Origin of the sequence: Cyclobacterium salsum (assembly GCF_010119245.1) — a bacterium.
Lineage (GTDB): Bacteria > Bacteroidota > Bacteroidia > Cytophagales > Cyclobacteriaceae > Cyclobacterium > Cyclobacterium salsum.
In genome coordinates this window covers 58,710-76,481 of the sequence record NZ_WNKG01000015.1, presented here as the reverse complement: position 1 = coordinate 76,481, position 17,772 = coordinate 58,710, and the positions used below count along the sequence as shown (strand labels likewise).

Genomic DNA, 17,772 nt, shown 5'->3' with positions numbered 1-17,772 from the left:
AACGAATCATTCCTAGATCGGGTTTTGGGGGGTTATCCATTTTTCTTCTACTCCCTGGAAGGTCAGGGTGACGGGCAGGATTTCACCATTCGGACCAAACTCCATTTTGTCGATGCAGGTAACCCGATGATTTGCGTCCGTTTCAGCTAGTGGTCTCCGGTGATAGACGATGTAATATTCCTCCTCCCCCGGTATTTTGAGAACAGAATGGTGCCCTGCTCCCCTTCCAACCGTTTCATCCTGCTCCAGGATCACCCCTTTTTTTTCAAAGGGTCCGAACGGACTGTCTGAAATTGCGTAGGCCACCCGGTAATCCGGACCGGTCCAACCTCCCTCCGACCACATGAAATAATACTTGCCGTCTCGGATAAACATAAATGGCCCTTCCACATATCCTTCCGGGGTGACCTCTTTATACAATTCCCCATCCTCAAACGGAAGCAATCCCGTAAAATCATCATTCAATCGGACCATATTACAACGTCCCCAGCCCCCATAATACATGTAATAAGTACCGTCCGTATCCTGAAAAATATATTGGTCAATGGGTTGGGCCTCGTTGACAATTTCATTAATGAGGGGTTTGCCGAGCAAATCACGAAAGGGGCCCTCGGGCTGATCCGCTACTCCCACGCCGATCCCCCCGACCTCACCTTCGTGCACATCGTTAGCCGCAAAAAAAAGATAATACTGATCGTCTTTGCTAATCACCCCTGGTGCCCACATCGCTCTTCTGGCCCAGGTTACCGCAGCCGTATCTATGATCCGCTCGTGTTTGGTCCAGTTTACCAGATCCGGTGAAGAAAAGGCATCCATAAAAACCTGCCGGTCAAAATCGTCCGAATACGTCGGGTAAATCCAATACCTGTCATCATAAACAATCACTTCCGGATCGGCATACCAGCCGTCTAAAACGGGGTTTCCGGCGTAAACGGTTTTTTCAGAATCCGATGTGGAACAGGAAAGAAGACCCAGAAAACAAAAAAAAGTACAAAAACCCGGAAAAACGTTTCTCATTATTTCTTTTTTGTTAGAGTTGGCTTATGGCTTCGGTTTACTAAAATAAAAGGGGTGGTCCCAGAAGATGAATTTACCAGGAAAAAACCACTTGCACAACAGAACCGGTACTTTAATACGGTTAGGAAACCCTTACCAGGTAAAGGTGCCCAGCACAGGTAAGTGATCGGAGGCATAGGTTTCGGATATCACCTGATGTCCGCTGACTGCCAGACTACCGACCGGTCTGTAAAAGATAAAATCGATGGTCTTTTCCGGATTGATGACTGGAATCGTCGGCGGGCAATTTTCGCAACTCCTTTTGAAAAACGCATCCAATGTATTGATGGCCTCGGATCCCGGAACGGCATTAAAATCGCCAGCCAAAATAACCGGCAAGCTGGTCTTCTCAAAATGACGGGTGATATCTGCGGCCTGCCGGGCGGTGTTGCTTGCACTGCTAAAGTCCAGATGGGTAGCGGCAAACAGGATCACCTTTCCTTCGGGAAGCCTCACCTGAACAGACAACAAGGTCCGAGGCTCCGTACCCTCCTCCGAAGACAGCGTAATCTTTTCAGATGATTCTATCGGGTATCGGGAAAGAATGGCATTCCCGTATTCGCCTCCCTGATGGGTAATGGATTTCGAAAAATAATAATTCATGCCTGTTAATTTGGCTAAAACAGCGGCTTGGTGAATCTCTTTTCCGGAACGTTGGGTATGAACATCTACTTCCTGCAAAGCCACCAAATCCGCATTGCTTTCGCGAATAACGCGAGCTATCGCGGGCAAGTCGATGGAATCCGGAATGGAGGGGGGATTGGCATGGTGAATATTATAGGCCAGTACCCGAATTTGAGTCTGCTCCTGACCGTACACCTGGCTTGGAAAAAATCCAAAAAGGGATAGCGCGATCAGCAAAAAAGAGTTAAAGGGGGAACAAATTTTCATCTTGCGGGGTATTTGTTTAAAATCGTTTTTTCAAAGATATAAATTCCAATTTATTTTAGTTGCCTGGTTGGTGCGCTTAAACCGATAACTATCTGTAATCATGATCCAATACCACAACAAACTATTCAGGCTGGTCCACAATTCTTCAAACGGCGCCCTGGATGGAAACATGCATTTTCACTACCTACAACAAGGTCATGTAATATGGTCCGAGTATAAAAGCGAATCCATACTCAAGGGTCATCTAATGGGAATCGTCGCCGAAGATGGAATCATCAACATGAGCTACCACCAGGTAACGTATTCGCATGAGATCATGACCGGAACCTGCAGGTCCGTTCCAGAAATCCTTCCCAATGGGAAAATCAGGTTACACGAAAAATGGCAGTGGACATCCGGAGACCGAACTTCAGGAGAATCTACCCTGGAAGAAATCTGAAGTGACAAACTCCGAAAATACCTTTTTTATCATCCTTAAAATGTTGTATAGATATTATATTTTGTTTTTTATATAATTTAATGGATTTTTCAAAGTCTGGAGAGGGAAATTTGCACGGGTAATCTTAGGATATCCTTGGATTTTTAAGTAAAATCACCCCTTAATAAAGATAGCATGTCCGCAATGAAACAAGTCGATGCGCCGTTACCGGAAAACGAACCCGATAGATTGGAAGCATTATTTGCCACCCAACTATTGGACACCTTACCGGAGGCTTCCTTTGATAACCTGACCGAACTTGCAGCGGAAATTTGCCAAACGCCGATCGCCCTGGTTACGTTGCTAGATCGGGACCGGCAATGGTTTAAGTCAAAGGTCGGGCTTGATTTTCACGAAACCCAGCGGGAAGACTCATTTTGTCAATATACCATCCTTAAAGACGGGATGCTGGAAGTACCCGATGCTAGCAGGGACGCACGGTTTAGCTCCAATCGCTATGTGACCGGTAAAGAAAGCGTACGGTTTTATGCCGGCTTTCCGATCAAAACCGAACAGGGATACCCGTTGGGCACCTTATGTGTGTTGGATAATAAACCCGGAAAACTAAGCCCCAAACAAGTGCGGGCACTGGAGATCCTTTCCAAGGAGGTAGAAAAACTGATCCAACTCCGGGTGGAGAAATTAAAGCTCGATGCGTTGAATCAAAAATTGGAAAGGTTTCTGGGTAAGGTTGGGGATCTGGTATTTTTGGTCAACAGCAATTTAGAAATTTCTGATTTTTTCACTTCCAAAGAAGAGTTATTGATGGTCCCGGATCAGGATTTCCTGAACAAAAAAATAGCTGAGATTGGTTTTCCCAAAGAACAGGCGAGACTTTTCGAGGACCTGATTCGGAATGTTTTAAAAACCGGCCAAAAACAACGTCTGGAATATTTCCTTACCATCAAGGGGAAAAAAGAATGGTTTGAATTAATAGGTGAAAAAATGACCTCGGCTAATTCGGAGGTGGTATGCATTATCAATCACACCAGTCAGCAAAAGAAAAAAGAACTAAAATTAAAAGAGCAGGAAAAGGAATTTAGCGATTTCTTTGAGCATGTTCATGGATTGATGTTTAAGCACGATCTGAACGGTAAAATCATTCACATTAACCGGGATGGTGCTGAAATCCTCGGTTACACGCAGGAAGAACTTATCGGGGTAAACATGAAAAGCATGGCCCTGGACAAAACGCTTTTTACCGACTACCTGGAAACCATCAAAAAGGAGAAAACCTTTAATGGTAAAGGCAGATTGGTTTCCCGCGCAGGCAGGACGGTCACCTTCCATTTTAACAACGTGTTTTTTGAGTCGCAGCTGGGTGATTCCTTCATTTTGGGAAACGGTATGGACATGACCGAATCCCTCCGCTCCCTTCAGGAATTGGAAACTGCCGCTGCTTCCATCAACAAAGAGCGGGTATTGCTAAAAACGATCATTGACAACATCCCCATCAACATCTACGCAAAAAACAGCCGTTTTGAAAAAACGCTCGTGAACCGTGCGGAACTTAACTACCTGGAAATCGACGATGAGCAGGAAGTGTTGGGGAAAACTGACGAGCTGCTTTTTGATACGGAAACAGCCAACGAAGCGCTTGAAGAAGATAAATCGGTTATCTTAGATGGGGAAATCATCATCAATAAGGAAGTCATCCAGGAGCAGAAAAATGGTAGAAAGCGCTATTGTCTGATATCCAAAATACCTCTGAAAGATGCCTCGGGCAAAATCACGGGCATGGTGGGCATTACCAATGATATCACGGAGCGGAAAAAAGCAGAGCTGGCCCTGCTGGAGAAAGGCAAAAGACTCGATTCCATTATCCGGGGAACCAATACAGGAACCTGGGAATGGAATATTTCCAGCGGAAGGATTCTTATCAACGAACGTTTTGCCGAGATCCTGGGATATACAGCGGATGAAATGAGCGACTTTTCTTCCCAAAAGTGGAATGCCCTTTGTCATCCCGAAGACCTGCTTCACCGAAATCACGTACTGCAAAAGCATTTTGACAAAAAAACGGACTTTTACCAATACGAAATTAGATTAAAACATAAGGAGGGACATTTTGTATGGATCCAGGACCGCGGAAAAGTGTTTTCAAGAGATAAATCCGGCAAGCCTGAGATCATGTACGGCACCCATCAGGATATTAGCCGGCGAAAGGAAATAGAGCATCAGCTTAAGGAAGCCAAGGAGAGTGCAGAAAACGCCAACAAAGCCAAATCCGAATTTTTAGCCAACATGAGCCATGAGATTCGAACCCCACTCAATGGCGTGATCGGTTTCACGGATTTGCTGATGAAAACACCCCTTTCAGATACGCAACTTCAATACATGAAGACCGTGTACCAATCGGCGCATTCCCTTTTGGATTTGATAAACGACATACTGGATTTCTCTAAAATTGAAGCGGGAAAGATGGATTTATCCGTAGAGAAAGCAGATATTTTCGAATTGGGAACCCAGGTTGCAGACATCACCAAATACCAGGCACATTCCAAGGGCTTGGAATTATTGGTTAACCTTTCTCCCAGCCTGCCCCGCTTTATTTATGCGGATGATGTGCGGCTACGACAGATTCTGGTAAACCTGCTGACCAACGCGATTAAGTTTACCGAAAAAGGGGAAGTAGAATTGAAAGTAGAGAAGTTGGACAAGGGTATCCAAAAGGACCTTCCTGTACTATTTCGCTTTTCCGTAAAGGACACGGGAAAGGGCATATCCCAAGCCAAACAGCAGAAAATCTTTGAAGCCTTCTCCCAGGAAGATGCCAGTACTACCCGGAAATTCGGCGGTACCGGATTGGGTTTAACTATTTCCAATAAGCTGCTGGGATTAATGGGAAGCCGGCTTCAACTCGAAAGTGAGCCTGGAAATGGCAGCCTCTTTTATTTCGATATACAACTGATGGCTGAGCAGGGAGAGGTGGAAGAATGGCCTGAAGATCATGGCATGGAGCAAGTTTTGGTGGTGGATGATAATGAAACCAACCGGAACCTAATCCGGGAGATTATGAATGCCCGAAACATCACCTGCTTTCAGGCAGCCAATGGCATGGAAGCCCTTCAGATATTAGAAGAAAAGCGAAAAATTCAATTGGTTTTTATGGATCTGCGCATGCCCTTTCTGGACGGCCTGGAAACCACCGAAAAAATCCGAAAACTTGGAGATCCGGAAATTGCCCAGGTCCCGGTGGTATTGTTAAGTAGCTCAAGTGACGATGCGCTGGATCGGGGCAAAATGGACCTGCTGAAAATTCATCATCGAATTTTGAAACCTGTAAAAATAAATCAGGTCGCCCAAATCATCCGGAAAATCACTAAACCCGGAGAACCGGACGAGTCTTCCACGCAACAGGGCATTTCTTTCAGCCAAAATGTCCTGGCCAATGCCACCTATACGGTGCTAATTGCGGAAGATAATCCGATCAATATGAAACTATCGAAAATTATTCTGTCAAAAATAAGCCCTACCATTCAGATTGTTGAGGCTGACAATGGATTAAAAGCCTATGAGTACGTGCTTAGGAAAAAACCGGACTTAATTTTAATGGACGTACAAATGCCCATCATGAATGGCTATGAAACCTCCAAGGCCATTCGATCTATTGAAAACGGAAACGACTTGCCCATCATCGCATTGACTGCAGGTACGGTAAAGGGGGAACGAGAACGCTGTCTGGAGGCCGGCATGAACGACTACATGAGCAAGCCCCTCGTACAGGAAAGCCTTACCCAAATGATTATCAAATGGCTAATCCCTACCCAACAGCAGGCTGGAATACCGCTTCCGGAAACGGTAGCGAAAAAGGATTCAGGAAAACAACATTTTGACAGGATTCATTTGTTAAGCCTTTTTGATGGGGACAAGGCCATCGGCAAAGAGTTGTTGAAAATTGCCAGGACCACCCTCCAGGAATGCCGGAGCAAACTTAAGGTGGTACTTGAAGAGCGCAATAAAGCCTCCCTTATTGAGTTGGGGCACAAACTGAAAGGATCTGCCGCCACTGCTGGTTTTTTTGTATTACTCCCCCTGACAGATCAGCTGGAAAGAAAGGCCGAAAACAATAATGACAGCCAACTTTTCGAAATTGGGAAGAAAATTCAACAGGAATTGGATTACCTGTTAACGAACTTTGACCAATTCAAATTATAATTCTTTTCAAGGGCAGGTCTTAGAAAAAAACCGCTCACTCATTTTTTGAGAAAAACAAAACCGCTAAAATTTACTACATTTGTTTTTCTTTTGAATTCATACCACCTAAAAAACCAACCATGCCAGAGACCAAGATTTTCTCAGGTTCGAATACACCCTTCTTGGCAGAAAGTATCGCAAAAGCATATGGTCAATCGCTCGGAGACCTGACCCTTGCCAAATTTAGTGATGGCGAATTATCTCCGAGTTATAACGAATCCATTCGGGGATGTAATGTATTTCTTATCCAATCCACCAATCCTTCGGCTGATAACCTGCTGGAGCTCTGTCTGATGATCGATGCTGCCAAACGGGCAAGTGCCTATAAAGTTTGCGCGGTAATTCCCTATTTCGGATATGCCAGGCAGGACCGAAAAGACCGGCCACGAGTGAGCATTGCCGCCAAATTGATTGCCAATATGCTCACCTCCGCAGGGGCAGACCGAATCATGACTTGCGACCTGCATGCCGGACAGATCCAGGGATTTTTCGATATTCCTTTGGATCATTTAAACGGTTCAGCTATCTTTGTGCCCTATTTAAAAAGCCTGGACTTAGGAAACCTGATATTTGCTTCCCCGGATGTGGGTGGAGTGGGTAGAACAAGGGCCTATGCCAAGCATTTTGAAGTAGACATGGTGGTCTGTGATAAGCATAGAAAAAGAGCTAATGAAGTAGCATCTATGCAGTTGATTGGAGATGTAGAAGGAAAAGATGTGGTGATGATAGATGACCTGGTCGACACGGCCGGGACCATTTGCAAAGCAGCGAACATTATTTTAGATAAAGGGGCAGCCTCAGTAAGAGCCATTTCGACGCATGGCGTGCTTTCTGGAAAAGCTTATGAGAACATCGAAAATTCGAGTCTGTCTGAACTGGTGATCACAGATACCATTCCCATCAAACAGGAATCATCCAAAATAAAGGTATTAACCGTGGCCGACTTGTTTGCGAAAGCAATTCATGCCGTGGAGGGGAATACATCTATAAGCTCCCTATTCATTTAAAGAATTTTAATTTAAACAAATATAATAGTTATGAAATCAATTGAGATTATAGGGTTTAAAAGAGCAAATCTCGACAAAAAATCCCTTGATGCGCTTCGTGAGGAAGGTAACGTACCCAGTGTGGTATACGGTCCGGGTATTAAAGAGCAGATTCATTTTTATGCCCCTGCCATTTTGTTTCGGGACCTGATCTATACCCCTGAAGTACACATGGTAGACCTGAACATTGAAGGCACCAAAATCAAAGCCATCTTGCGGGAAGGTCAGTTTCACCCGGTGAGTGAGGTCTTATTACACGCTGACTTTTTGGCTTTCAGCGAAACGAAAGCAATTAAAATGGAAATCCCCGTGAGGCCATTCGGATCTTCCCCTGGTATTATCAAAGGTGGTAAACTGGAAATCAAGACCAGAACCTTGCTGGTTAAAGGCTTAGCACAGAACCTTCCGGATGAAATTCCAGTCGATATATCCAGTCTGGAATTGGGAAAATCTGTCAAAGTGGGGGATTTGAATGTGGAAAATTTTGAATTACTTAACAGCCCCCAAGTAACCATCGCTACTGTGGGTATTCCAAGAGCCTTGAGAGGTAAAAAAGCGGGCGAGGAAGAGGAAGAAATATAATCTGCATCCCTTAATGCATCGTCATTCAAATCCTGTTCTGTATCTTTACGGAGCAGGATTTTTTTATGCCAACTCAATTTACCTTATTCCCGCATTGGTCCAAAAAATATGATGACACATAAAACCGCATAAGGAAAAACATGAAATACCTAATTGTAGGCCTGGGTAATATCGGGATGGAATATGAACTGACCCGACATAACGTAGGCTTCTTGATTTTAGACAGGCTGGCAGACAAAGAAAACCTCTCCTGGAGTAGTGACCGGCTTGCCTTTACCTGCCTTTTCCAGTACAAGGGAAGGCAAATTCATCTGATCAAACCCACCACCTACATGAATTTAAGTGGAAAAGCCGTTAATTACTGGATGAATACCTTGAAAATCCCAAAAGAAAGGGTTTTGGTTGTGGTGGATGATATCGCGCTTCCATTCGGAAAATTACGTCTAAAAGCAAAGGGCTCATCTGCCGGTCATAACGGGCTGAAAAATATAGAAGAGCTCACAGGCGGCCAGAATTACGCCCGACTTCGATTTGGCATCGGCGATGATTTTTCAAAGGGCAGGCAGATCGACTATGTGTTGGGTAGGTGGACACCAAAAGAAATAGAGGATTTGCCAGGCCCTATGGATCATGCGGGGGAGATGATCACCTCCTTTTGCACCCTGGGGCTGGAGCGAACCATGAATCAATATAACCGATAAAACATGCCAAACATCAACCTTGGAATTCAGATCATTCCCAAAAGCAACACCCTGGACAGCTATCAGCTGGTCGACCAGGCCATCGCCGTTATCTCCGCTTCGGGGGTAAAATACGAAGTAAACCCCTTCGAAACCGTGATGGAGGGGCCGGAGGACCAGTTAATGGCCATTGCTAAAAAAGCACAGGAAGCCGTGCTTGCGGCTGGAGCAGAAGAAATCCTGGTCTACTACCGGATGCAGATCCGGCCCGATCAAGACGTAAGCATGGATGCCAAAACCAATCCTCACCGATAGCCGTCAACGCATGAATTGGCAGGGTCAAAAACGCTTTAAAATTTCCCCTCCCGGATTGTTAGGGGGCTGGGCGATTTTTCTGATGTTACTCGTTACGGTTCCTGTTTTTGCCCAACATATTCCGGTGACATTCCCGCTTCTACAGGACCATTTACGAAGGAAACAACTGGATGGAAGCCTGCCGCTTCAATACAGCTTGCTACAGCTACCCCTATCCTGGGAAACCATTCAGGAAAGCTACCAGGGCAATGACAGCCTGTCGCAGTTTACCTTTGGCAGACCGCTGTTGAAGGTAAACAAGCACTTTCAATTTCACGTGTTGCCGATTCAGGTTAGTCAAAACTTCAACTCCTCCCACCCCTACGGCTGGGGAGAAGGGCCATTTTTGCCCGCGAGAGGCTTTCAACATCTCCTGGAGGGTGGCTTTCAGGTTTCCCTTGGACCGGTGAGCCTTCAGCTGTACCCACAGGTATTTCATGCCCGGAATTTGCCCTTCCAGGAATACAACCCGGAACTTCCCGCGCTATTTTTTCAACGAATCAGTAACTTCATTGGCAGGCTGGACATACCGGTGAGGCATGGTACCGATAAGATTCAACGCGTTTTGCCTGGTAATTCACATTTCAAGGTGAATTTTGGGGCATTTTCTGCAGGGATTTCCACCGAAAACCTCTGGTGGGGACCTGGAAAACAACAGGCCTTACTGATCAGCGATAATGCAGAAGGTTTTTTGCACGGAACGGTGCATACCCGGAAGCCAGCCAAAACGGCCATCGGATACTTTGGCGGGCAGTATTTTATGGGAAAACTGGAAAATTCCAATCTCCCCTATTACAGCGATGGCAGTTTCGATCGGTACCGTGAATACCCCGATGACTGGCGCTATTTTACTGGGATTACGCTCAACTATTCCCCAAAGTGGATTGAAGGCTTGTCGGTAGGCTTTGCCCGTACCTTCCTGATGTACCAAAGAAAATTGGAAGAAGACGGCTGGAGGGCCTGGTTTCCAATTTTTGAGGGCTTGCAAAAAGAACGGGTAGGCCTGACTACTTCCAGATTCCGAGAGACCGACCAACATTTATCGGTATTCTATCGATGGGTATGGCCTCAGGCGCAAATGGAACTATACGGGGAATACATCCGTACCGACCATGCGCTGAACTGGAGGGAACTAATCCTAAACCCTGAACATGCCCGCGGGTATACCCTCGGGTTGAGCAAACTAGTCCCTCTGGCCAAAGGTGGCCATGTGTACCTGCAGTTGGAAATGACCCAAACGGAGAATAGCATCAACAATCTCGTGAAGTACGAAGGGAGCATCACCAACCAGAACCACGGAGGTCTCGGCTTGTACGAAAATTTTCAGGTATTGCACGGGCTCAGCCATCGGGGACAGGTGCTGGGTTCCGGGCTTGGCCACAGCGGCAACAGTGCAAGGATAACGATTAGCAGGGTAAAAGAACTCAACCAATTTGGCTTCTCCCTCGAACGAATCAAACGAGATGCCAACTTTTATAATTTCAACCTTGCCAATGGATTAGACCTGTTGCAGTGGGTGGACCTAAGCCTTGGTACCCACTGGGACCATCGATTTGATCGCCTGTTAGTTTCTGCCACAGCACGTCTGGTCCAATCACATAATTACAATTATGCCATCCGTCAAACCAACAGCCTCGGAAATAGTGGCTACAAAAAAGCTAATTTTCATAGCCGGCTAAAACTTGCCTACCTTTTCTAGGGTTTGCAATCTATTTTGCCCAGTAATCGATTACCGTAACGTCCTCCATATGCGGGCTTAAAACCTCCACAAACGCCTGATGGTCCGGATGAGGCAAGTAAATCTCCCTATCTTCTTCACTTTCAAAAGTAACCAAAAAGCAATGTGTCAGGCCCTTGTTCAAACCTTCGGGGCTATTGTTGGTACCCCATTCAAAATCTCGTATTTGGGGAATTTTGTCCTGGAGGGCGATAAATGCATCCTCTACTTTTTTTATGTCTTCGGGACTGGAATCTTCCTTAAAAGATAATAAAACCACGTGACGCAGGAGGGCTTTTTCAGTAGGTGCTTCTTCCATTTGTACTATTTTTTCTTCGGTTTCGGTAGATGATTCATTGGGTTGACAGGCAAATGCAATCAGCGCTATTGCAAGATAAGTAAACAGTCCTTTCATTTTGTCTGGGATTTTAGGGTTGGCTTTGTGATAAATTTACCGGTAAATTAAGCGAAAATTAATCAATTGATTGCTTTCAACCGGCATTTATTACCGTTTCTTGCTTTAAAAGACCGAATGGATGCCAAGTTATAGCCGAACCTCCCGAAATAAATGGGTTTAAATAGGCGGACTTGCTTTTTAAAACTTACTTTTAAAAAAAATTTATTAATCGGCCCTCTAGAAAATGATAAAAATCAGTTACTTTTATGACTTGTTGCCATACTTTCACCCCAACAGAGAATAAAAACAGCAATGAAGAACAGCAATTTTTATGGATAAAATTGGATTTACCTATATTGTGGATGACGACCCGCTCTATAATTTTGGAATAAAAAAAATATTTGAGTTCACCTCCTTTTCTGAAACCGTTTCTTATTTCCAAAACGGGGAGACTGCCTGGAAGGATTTTGAAAAAAAGATGGTGGAAAAAGAACCCCTCCCGGATGTTATTCTATTGGATATCAACATGCCCATCATGAATGGATGGGAGTTTCTGGATCAGATATCGGCGGCTAATTTTGACCATCCGGTCAAAATTTTTATGGTTTCTTCCTCCATCAACAAGGACGAAATGGATCGGGCAAATAGTTATCCACTGGTGGCGGAATACATCGTCAAACCCCTCACCCTGGAAAAAGTGAAAGCCCTAAAATCCAGAATACTGGGGCAGTAAGGCCTTTCAAAAATCCTTCCGATTACTTTGCGGTCTTTTCCATTGCCTGGTATACTTCCTCCATGATATTCGTACGGACATTCAGTTGATAAATGGTTCGGTTTTCTCTGGTAGGGTATACCCGATTGGATAAAAACACATATACCAATTCGCTTTCCGGATCTATCCAGGTGTAAATCCCCGTAAATCCCGAGTGCCCAAAACTGCTGACCGGCGCGCTAGCGGCTGCATTTCCATTGGGGTCTCCGGGTCGATTAGGGCGGTCAAATCCCATGCCCCGGTAATTACCGTCCTCGCAGAACACACATTTGGAATACGCATGCACCACGCCAGGGGCAATCAGTTGCTGCTTCGCATAGCTACCGTCATATAGGTACAAATGCATTAATTTCGCTACGTCGTTTGAAGTCCCAAAAAGCCCCGCATGCCCACTGATGCCTCCCAACATGGCAGCTCCTTCGTCATGCACGGTGCCATGCAGCAATTGCTTCCGGAATGCCGTGTCCACTTCGGTGGGAACAATCCGGTCCAGGGGGTACTCTTTGTACGGGTTAAAGGTGAGCGTACCTGCACCCAATGGCTTGTATAGGTTTCGCTCCAGGTAGCTATAAAAATCTTCTCCCGTAATGGCCTCTATTACCCGGGGTGCCAGAATAAAGGATAGGTCGCTGTACACATACCCGGGCTCTTCATTCAACGGGGAAGTTAATATCTCTTTATAAATCTTACGGTTGTAATTGCGGTGGATGTACAGGTTATCGGCCACTCTTATGGGAAATCTTCTGGAAGAATCCGACTTCATGGTAAACCATTTGAAACGTCCGTTTTTTCGCACGGTACTCATCCAGAACGGGATCCATGCACGAAGTCTGGCCTGATGGGTAAGAATATCCCGGTACTTCAGCTGCTCCTTATTTGTCCCTCTAGCGGCAGGCAGGTACGTTCCCAAGGTCTCGTTTTCATCAAATTTATTCAGCCCTTTCAGATGCATAAACGCTGCCAGTGAAGTGCTGATTTTGGTTACGGAAGCCAGGTCGTACAAGTCATCCAGCCGGACTTCCTGTAGGGAATCGTAGGTGTGGAATCCAAACGCTTTGTGATAAAAAACCTTGCCTTCTTTGGCGATCAGCACCTGCCCTCCGGGAATGGCCTTTTCCCGAATCGCCAGGTCCATCAAAGAGTCAATACCATTCAAATAAGCGGCATTGATTCCTACCCCTTCCGGTTGGGTGTAGGCCATCCTGAACCCAGCCCGGGTTTGCAGCCCATCTCCCAATCTGAAGTGTGAATTAACAGCTACCGGCAATTTCCCCTTGGCTCCAATCCCTCCAAAAATCATTTGGCTGGCGAGGTCTTGTGTCAATGGAGTTTCCTGATAGGCCGCAATCAACCCGTCTGCCTTTTCCAGGCCGGTTATTTTGCCCAGGCTGTAGACGTTTCCAAATACACTGATCACCACTGCGTGATCCTCCATTAATGTCCGAATCAAAACGACCATCTCCGGGCTGATTCCAAATTGATTGCTTCCTTCCCGGATACCCAATCCATGTAGCCCAATAAATAGCAAGGGGTAGTCCGACAGCTCCCGCTTCAACCGCTCCAGGGAGTCCAGATTACCCGATTTGGGAAAAGTGAAATGCGGCATGGGATTGTACCGCTCTAAGCCCCGTTGAAAGTCCGTGATTTCGGAAGTTCCCAGGGACAAGGAGGCCATTTTCACATTTTCCAGCCCTTTGATGGGCAAGAGGTTATCGCGATTCCGAAGCAAGGTAAGGGAGCTTTCAGTCAATTTTCGACTTAGAAATTCCGCTTCGGAATTGGTAAGATCTGGCATCAGGTGTTCCGTTTCCACAGGTTGATACTCATCCAGCCCAAGCCAGGCTTTGGCCATCAGTACTTTAAGCACCCGTCGGTCAATTTCTTCCGCGCTGATTTCTCCGTTTTCCAATACCTTTTTCACTTCCCGTATGGTGGCAGGCACATCCATGGTATTGAGCATCATGTCATTCCCTGCCATCAGGGCCTTGGCATCCACCACTCCGGGCGGGTAATACTTTGCCACTCCTTGCATGTTTAACGCATCGGTAAAGATCAGGCCTTCAAATCCCATTTCCTCTTTCAAAAGATCCGTTACAATGGGTTTGGAAAGTGTGGACGCCAAATTAGGTGTATCGTCCAAAACCGGAATCTGCATGTGGGCCACCATCACACTCCCCAGCCCCTGATCCATCAATTTCCGGAACGGATACAATTCGATCTCCTCCAACCGCTGTTTGGAGAAATGAAGTACCGGCAGGCCGTAGTGGGAATCCACATCGGTATCGCCATGTCCTGGAAAATGCTTGGCCGAAGCCAGAATGCCCTGATCCTGCATACCTTTCATGTAGGCTAGCGATTTGCGAGCTACATTTTCCTTGTCTTCTCCAAAGGAGCGGAAACCGATGACCGGATTTCCGGGATTGTTGTTGATGTCCACCACCGGGGCAAAATTGACATGGATACCGGCTCTCTTGGCCTGCCGGGCCACTTCCACTCCCATTTCATACAGCAGTTCCTCCTCTTCAATACCCCCCAGGGCCATTTGATAGGGATACCTCACCGTGCTGTCCAGACGCATGCGCAAGCCCCACTCCCCGTCCAGGCTGATCATAAGGGGGATTTTTGATTCCTGCTGAAATCGGTTGATCATGTGGGCTTGTCGTACCGGCCCACCCTGAAAAAAGATGATCCCTCCTACCCCATATTTTTTGACCAGATTGGATATCGAATCCACATGGACCTGATCTTTATTGGAGTACGCCGGAATCATGATCAATTGGGCGATCTTTTCTTCCTGGCTCATGGTAGCCAGTACCGAATCCGCCCAGGGGCTAAAGCGCTCATCCAAAAAAGGTGGACCTTGCTTCTGCCCATAAAGGGGCATAAAGCTACCTAAAAAGCAAATTAAACCAATCAATATATGAATCCCCGGATAGACAATCCGGCTTTTGGTAACAACCCTACCTTTTTGCATTCGATCTCTTTTGAATTGTTGCATTCCTTTATTTATTCGGAAAGATACCCATTTTGTGGCTTCTGATTGAACAGGATTTAAAGAAAATAGCTATCATTGGGGATATTAATTTCAATTCAACCTCCATGCCATGAGTCCACTACTCGTATTTGGCGTAATTGCCGGTTACTTTGCCCTACTACTTCTGATCAGTTACCTGACTTCCCTGAAGTCCGATAGTCTGACTTTTTATACTGGCAACAGGGAATCTCCCTGGTTTTTGGTGGCATTCGGAATGGTGGGTGCTTCGCTTTCGGGAGTAACCTTTATTTCCGTTCCCGGCGAAGTGGGCAATACCCAGTGGGCATACTTGCAGTTTGTGATGGGAAACATGGTTGGCTATGCGGTCATTGCCCTGGTATTGATTCCGCTATTTTATCGGCTCAATCTGATTTCCATTTACGAATACCTGAAAAGCCGCTTTGGTCGAAACACCTACCTTACGGGTGCTACTATATTTCTGATTTCCCAGACCATCGGTGCTTCCTTTCGTCTCTTCTTGGCGGCTACTGTTCTTCAAATTGCATTTTTTGATGCTTTTGGTGTCCCTTTTTATGCTTCTGTCTTTGTCACTATGATTCTGATCTGGCTGTATACCTACAAAAGCGGTATCAAAACCATTGTGTGGACGGATACTTTGCAGACCAGTTTTCTGCTTTTAGCTGTCATTATTACCATCGCCGTGATCGCCGGGCAATTGGGTGAAAGTGCCGGGGACATGCTGGCGATTGTCGGAGACAGTGAGCTATCCAATATCTTTGTCTGGGAGGGCAATACCAGTCAGAACTTCTTCAAGATGTTTGCCGGCGGGGTATTCATTACGATCGCCATGAATGGACTGGACCAAAACGTGATGCAGAAAAACCTCACCTGCCGCAACCAAAAGGATGCCCAGAAAAACATCTTCTGGTTTGCCATTACTTTCTTTTTCTCCAATCTCCTGTTTCTGGCCTTGGGGGTGCTGCTATACCATTATGCGGCGGTCAACGGATTGGACTTACCCGGCGCTACGGACGAACTCTTTCCCAGTCTGGCCCTAAACCATTTTGGCACGCTGGCAGGAGTGGTATTCCTGTTGGGAATCACGGCTGCTGCTTTTTCCAGTGCGGATTCTGCGCTCACCGCTCTGACCACTTCCTTTTGCATCGATATCATTGACCTGCCAGCCAAAAAGGACAGCAATCAGGACCTGACGCGAAGGTGGATCCATATCGGTTTTACCTTTTTGGTTTTTTTGACCATTGTCGTTTTCAACGAAGTGAACGATCGCAGTGTAGTAAGTGCGGTGTTTAAGGCCGCCGGATTTACCTATGGTCCCCTGCTGGGGCTGTTTGCCTTTGGGCTAACGAACCCGCTTGCGGTCCGCGACCGCCTGGTGCCGTATATCTGTCTGCTGAGCCCGGCCCTTTCTTTCGTTTTGGACTGGAATTCCGCCCGGTGGTTTGATGGTTTTCAGTTCGGTTTTGAAATCCTGCTGGTCAATGCTGCCATCACCTATATGGGCTTGCTATTGACTGCTCAGAAGCAGCCTAGCGCATCAGACTAAAGGGCAGCATAAACAGGGCGAATATCATGGATAAGGTCAGGGTGACCCCCAAACCCAAAAGCCGAAAGGGCAACAGGATCAGCCAGATCAAGGGATAAAGCAAAAGCAGCAGCAAGGCAATAGGCCAGCAAAGCACAAAAAGAATGGCCCACAGGACCAGACCGGTAAATAGTCTCATGTTCGTAATTTTCAATGGTGGTTGAATACCCGTTCCAATGGCGTGCCTATTTATAAAACAGGCAAATCGCTACCTTCAAGGGGGTTTTCGGTCTTTGATACTCCGCTGCCTGTTCACTTTCGAACAAAAGGTTGTCCGAAAAGAAACGGTTGGGAGTCATTTTACCACCGCCTCCAGAAAGGCTTTACTTCGGATCCTATTTGGATAGAATGATGCAAATTTACAAATGACGGCTACTGAAGAATCCCAAAACCGGATAAAAGAACCTTTTTCAGCCAATGGTAGCTATTCCTATGGATTATAATTTAATGCTTTAAACAAATATTAAGCCGAGAAAAGAAGGCGACGGATCCAGTCAGAGCAGTAAAAATAAAAAAAATTCCATCCCCCTCAACAGTTTTTTGCCGATCTTCGTCTAGGAATCAAAACCAAAAACGACATCCCATGAAAACAACCGTATTTACTTTTGTATTTGGCTTGCTACTTTTTTCCTGCATGGAAGAGGAAAGCCTCTCGGCCCTGCAAAACGGTCCCGTTCCGGTAGGCAACTGGAGTAATCTCGAGTACCAGGAAAATGGCATCGCCATGGAAAAGGTGGACGAACTACAGGAAAACACCTATGGTTACCGCTTTTTTAATAATGGAAAATTGATCCATCGAGCCAATAGCGGATGGTGCGGCACCCCTCCCATCGTGACCAATGACTACGAAGGAACCTGGGAAAGAAACGGGGAGATAATCCGGCTAGAAGCAGGATTTTGGGGAGGAACACAGATTCAGGAACTAAAGATTATCAACGAAACCACCTCTTCGCTACTTCTGGAGGAAATAAGTAGCGAATGGATTACGGAGGAATAAACACCCT

Annotated in this window: 15 protein-coding genes; 10 read left to right on the top strand and 5 right to left on the bottom strand. The window is 46.1% G+C overall.

What is annotated here, in order from left to right:
• Positions 1-12 precede the first annotated feature (12 nt).
• Both GJS45_RS21405 and GJS45_RS21400 read right to left on the bottom strand, forming a co-directional pair.
• Entirely contained in the window at positions 13-1,017 is a 1,005-nt protein-coding gene (locus tag GJS45_RS21405) for a glycoside hydrolase family 43 protein (protein WP_162343925.1), read from the bottom strand.
• 132 nt (positions 1,018-1,149) lie between these two features.
• Entirely contained in the window at positions 1,150-1,947 is a 798-nt protein-coding gene (locus GJS45_RS21400; RefSeq protein ID WP_235954913.1) for an endonuclease/exonuclease/phosphatase family protein, read from the bottom strand.
• A gap of 100 nt (positions 1,948-2,047) precedes the next feature.
• Here GJS45_RS21400 and GJS45_RS21395 point away from each other — a divergent pair, with 100 nt between their 5' ends.
• The 7 genes from GJS45_RS21395 (at position 2,048) to GJS45_RS21365 (ending at position 10,983) form a co-directional block, all read left to right on the top strand.
• Complete coding sequence (locus GJS45_RS21395; protein ID WP_162343924.1) at positions 2,048-2,386, top strand: n-acetylglutamate synthase; 339 nt, start codon at positions 2,048-2,050, stop codon at positions 2,384-2,386.
• 174 nt (positions 2,387-2,560) lie between these two features.
• Positions 2,561-6,583 (top strand): response regulator, encoded by a 4,023-nt coding sequence (locus tag GJS45_RS21390; RefSeq protein WP_162343923.1) that lies wholly within the window; start codon positions 2,561-2,563, stop codon positions 6,581-6,583.
• 119 nt (positions 6,584-6,702) lie between these two features.
• Entirely contained in the window at positions 6,703-7,629 is a 927-nt protein-coding gene (locus tag GJS45_RS21385; protein WP_162343922.1) for a ribose-phosphate pyrophosphokinase, read from the top strand.
• 30 nt (positions 7,630-7,659) lie between these two features.
• Positions 7,660-8,250 (top strand): 50S ribosomal protein L25/general stress protein Ctc, encoded by a 591-nt coding sequence (locus GJS45_RS21380; protein WP_162343921.1) that lies wholly within the window; start codon positions 7,660-7,662, stop codon positions 8,248-8,250.
• 140 nt (positions 8,251-8,390) lie between these two features.
• Positions 8,391-8,951 (top strand): aminoacyl-tRNA hydrolase, encoded by a 561-nt coding sequence (gene pth / locus GJS45_RS21375; protein WP_162343920.1) that lies wholly within the window; start codon positions 8,391-8,393, stop codon positions 8,949-8,951.
• A gap of 3 nt (positions 8,952-8,954) precedes the next feature.
• Positions 8,955-9,245 carry a thiamine-binding protein gene (locus GJS45_RS21370; RefSeq protein ID WP_162343919.1) on the top strand — a complete coding sequence of 97 codons (291 nt, stop codon included), beginning with the start codon at positions 8,955-8,957 and terminating at the stop codon, positions 9,243-9,245.
• A complete protein-coding gene (locus GJS45_RS21365) occupies positions 9,220-10,983 on the top strand; it encodes a capsule assembly Wzi family protein (protein ID WP_162343918.1) in 1,764 nt (587 codons plus the stop codon). The genes GJS45_RS21370 and GJS45_RS21365 overlap by 26 nt, the downstream gene beginning before the upstream one ends.
• Positions 10,984-10,993: 10 nt before the next feature.
• Here GJS45_RS21365 and GJS45_RS21360 read toward each other — a convergent pair whose 3' ends face one another.
• The gene (locus tag GJS45_RS21360; RefSeq protein ID WP_162343917.1) at positions 10,994-11,416 is read right to left on the bottom strand and encodes a Dabb family protein; all 423 of its coding nucleotides are present in this window, start codon (positions 11,414-11,416) and stop codon (positions 10,994-10,996) included.
• A 313-nt stretch (positions 11,417-11,729) separates the two neighbouring features.
• Between GJS45_RS21360 and GJS45_RS21355 the strand changes: the two genes are divergently transcribed.
• A complete protein-coding gene (locus tag GJS45_RS21355; protein WP_162343916.1) occupies positions 11,730-12,131 on the top strand; it encodes a response regulator in 402 nt (133 codons plus the stop codon).
• Positions 12,132-12,153: 22 nt separating this feature from the next.
• Here GJS45_RS21355 and GJS45_RS21350 read toward each other — a convergent pair whose 3' ends face one another.
• The gene (locus tag GJS45_RS21350) at positions 12,154-15,144 is read right to left on the bottom strand and encodes a glycoside hydrolase family 3 N-terminal domain-containing protein (RefSeq protein ID WP_162343915.1); all 2,991 of its coding nucleotides are present in this window, start codon (positions 15,142-15,144) and stop codon (positions 12,154-12,156) included.
• A 130-nt stretch (positions 15,145-15,274) separates the two neighbouring features.
• Here GJS45_RS21350 and GJS45_RS21345 point away from each other — a divergent pair, with 130 nt between their 5' ends.
• Positions 15,275-16,729: a sodium:solute symporter gene (locus GJS45_RS21345; RefSeq protein ID WP_162343914.1), complete on the top strand. Its 1,455-nt coding sequence runs from the start codon at positions 15,275-15,277 to the stop codon at positions 16,727-16,729.
• Here the strand turns inward: GJS45_RS21345 and GJS45_RS21340 are convergent.
• Positions 16,713-16,907, bottom strand: a complete 195-nt coding sequence (locus GJS45_RS21340) for a hypothetical protein (RefSeq protein WP_162343913.1) — start codon at positions 16,905-16,907, stop codon at positions 16,713-16,715. The two genes, GJS45_RS21345 and GJS45_RS21340, sit on opposite strands and share 17 nt — an antisense overlap.
• A 444-nt stretch (positions 16,908-17,351) precedes the next feature.
• On the opposite strand from GJS45_RS21340, the gene GJS45_RS21335 reads away from it, so the two are divergent.
• Positions 17,352-17,765: a hypothetical protein gene (locus GJS45_RS21335; RefSeq protein WP_162343912.1), complete on the top strand. Its 414-nt coding sequence runs from the start codon at positions 17,352-17,354 to the stop codon at positions 17,763-17,765.
• Positions 17,766-17,772: the final 7 nt, after the last annotated feature.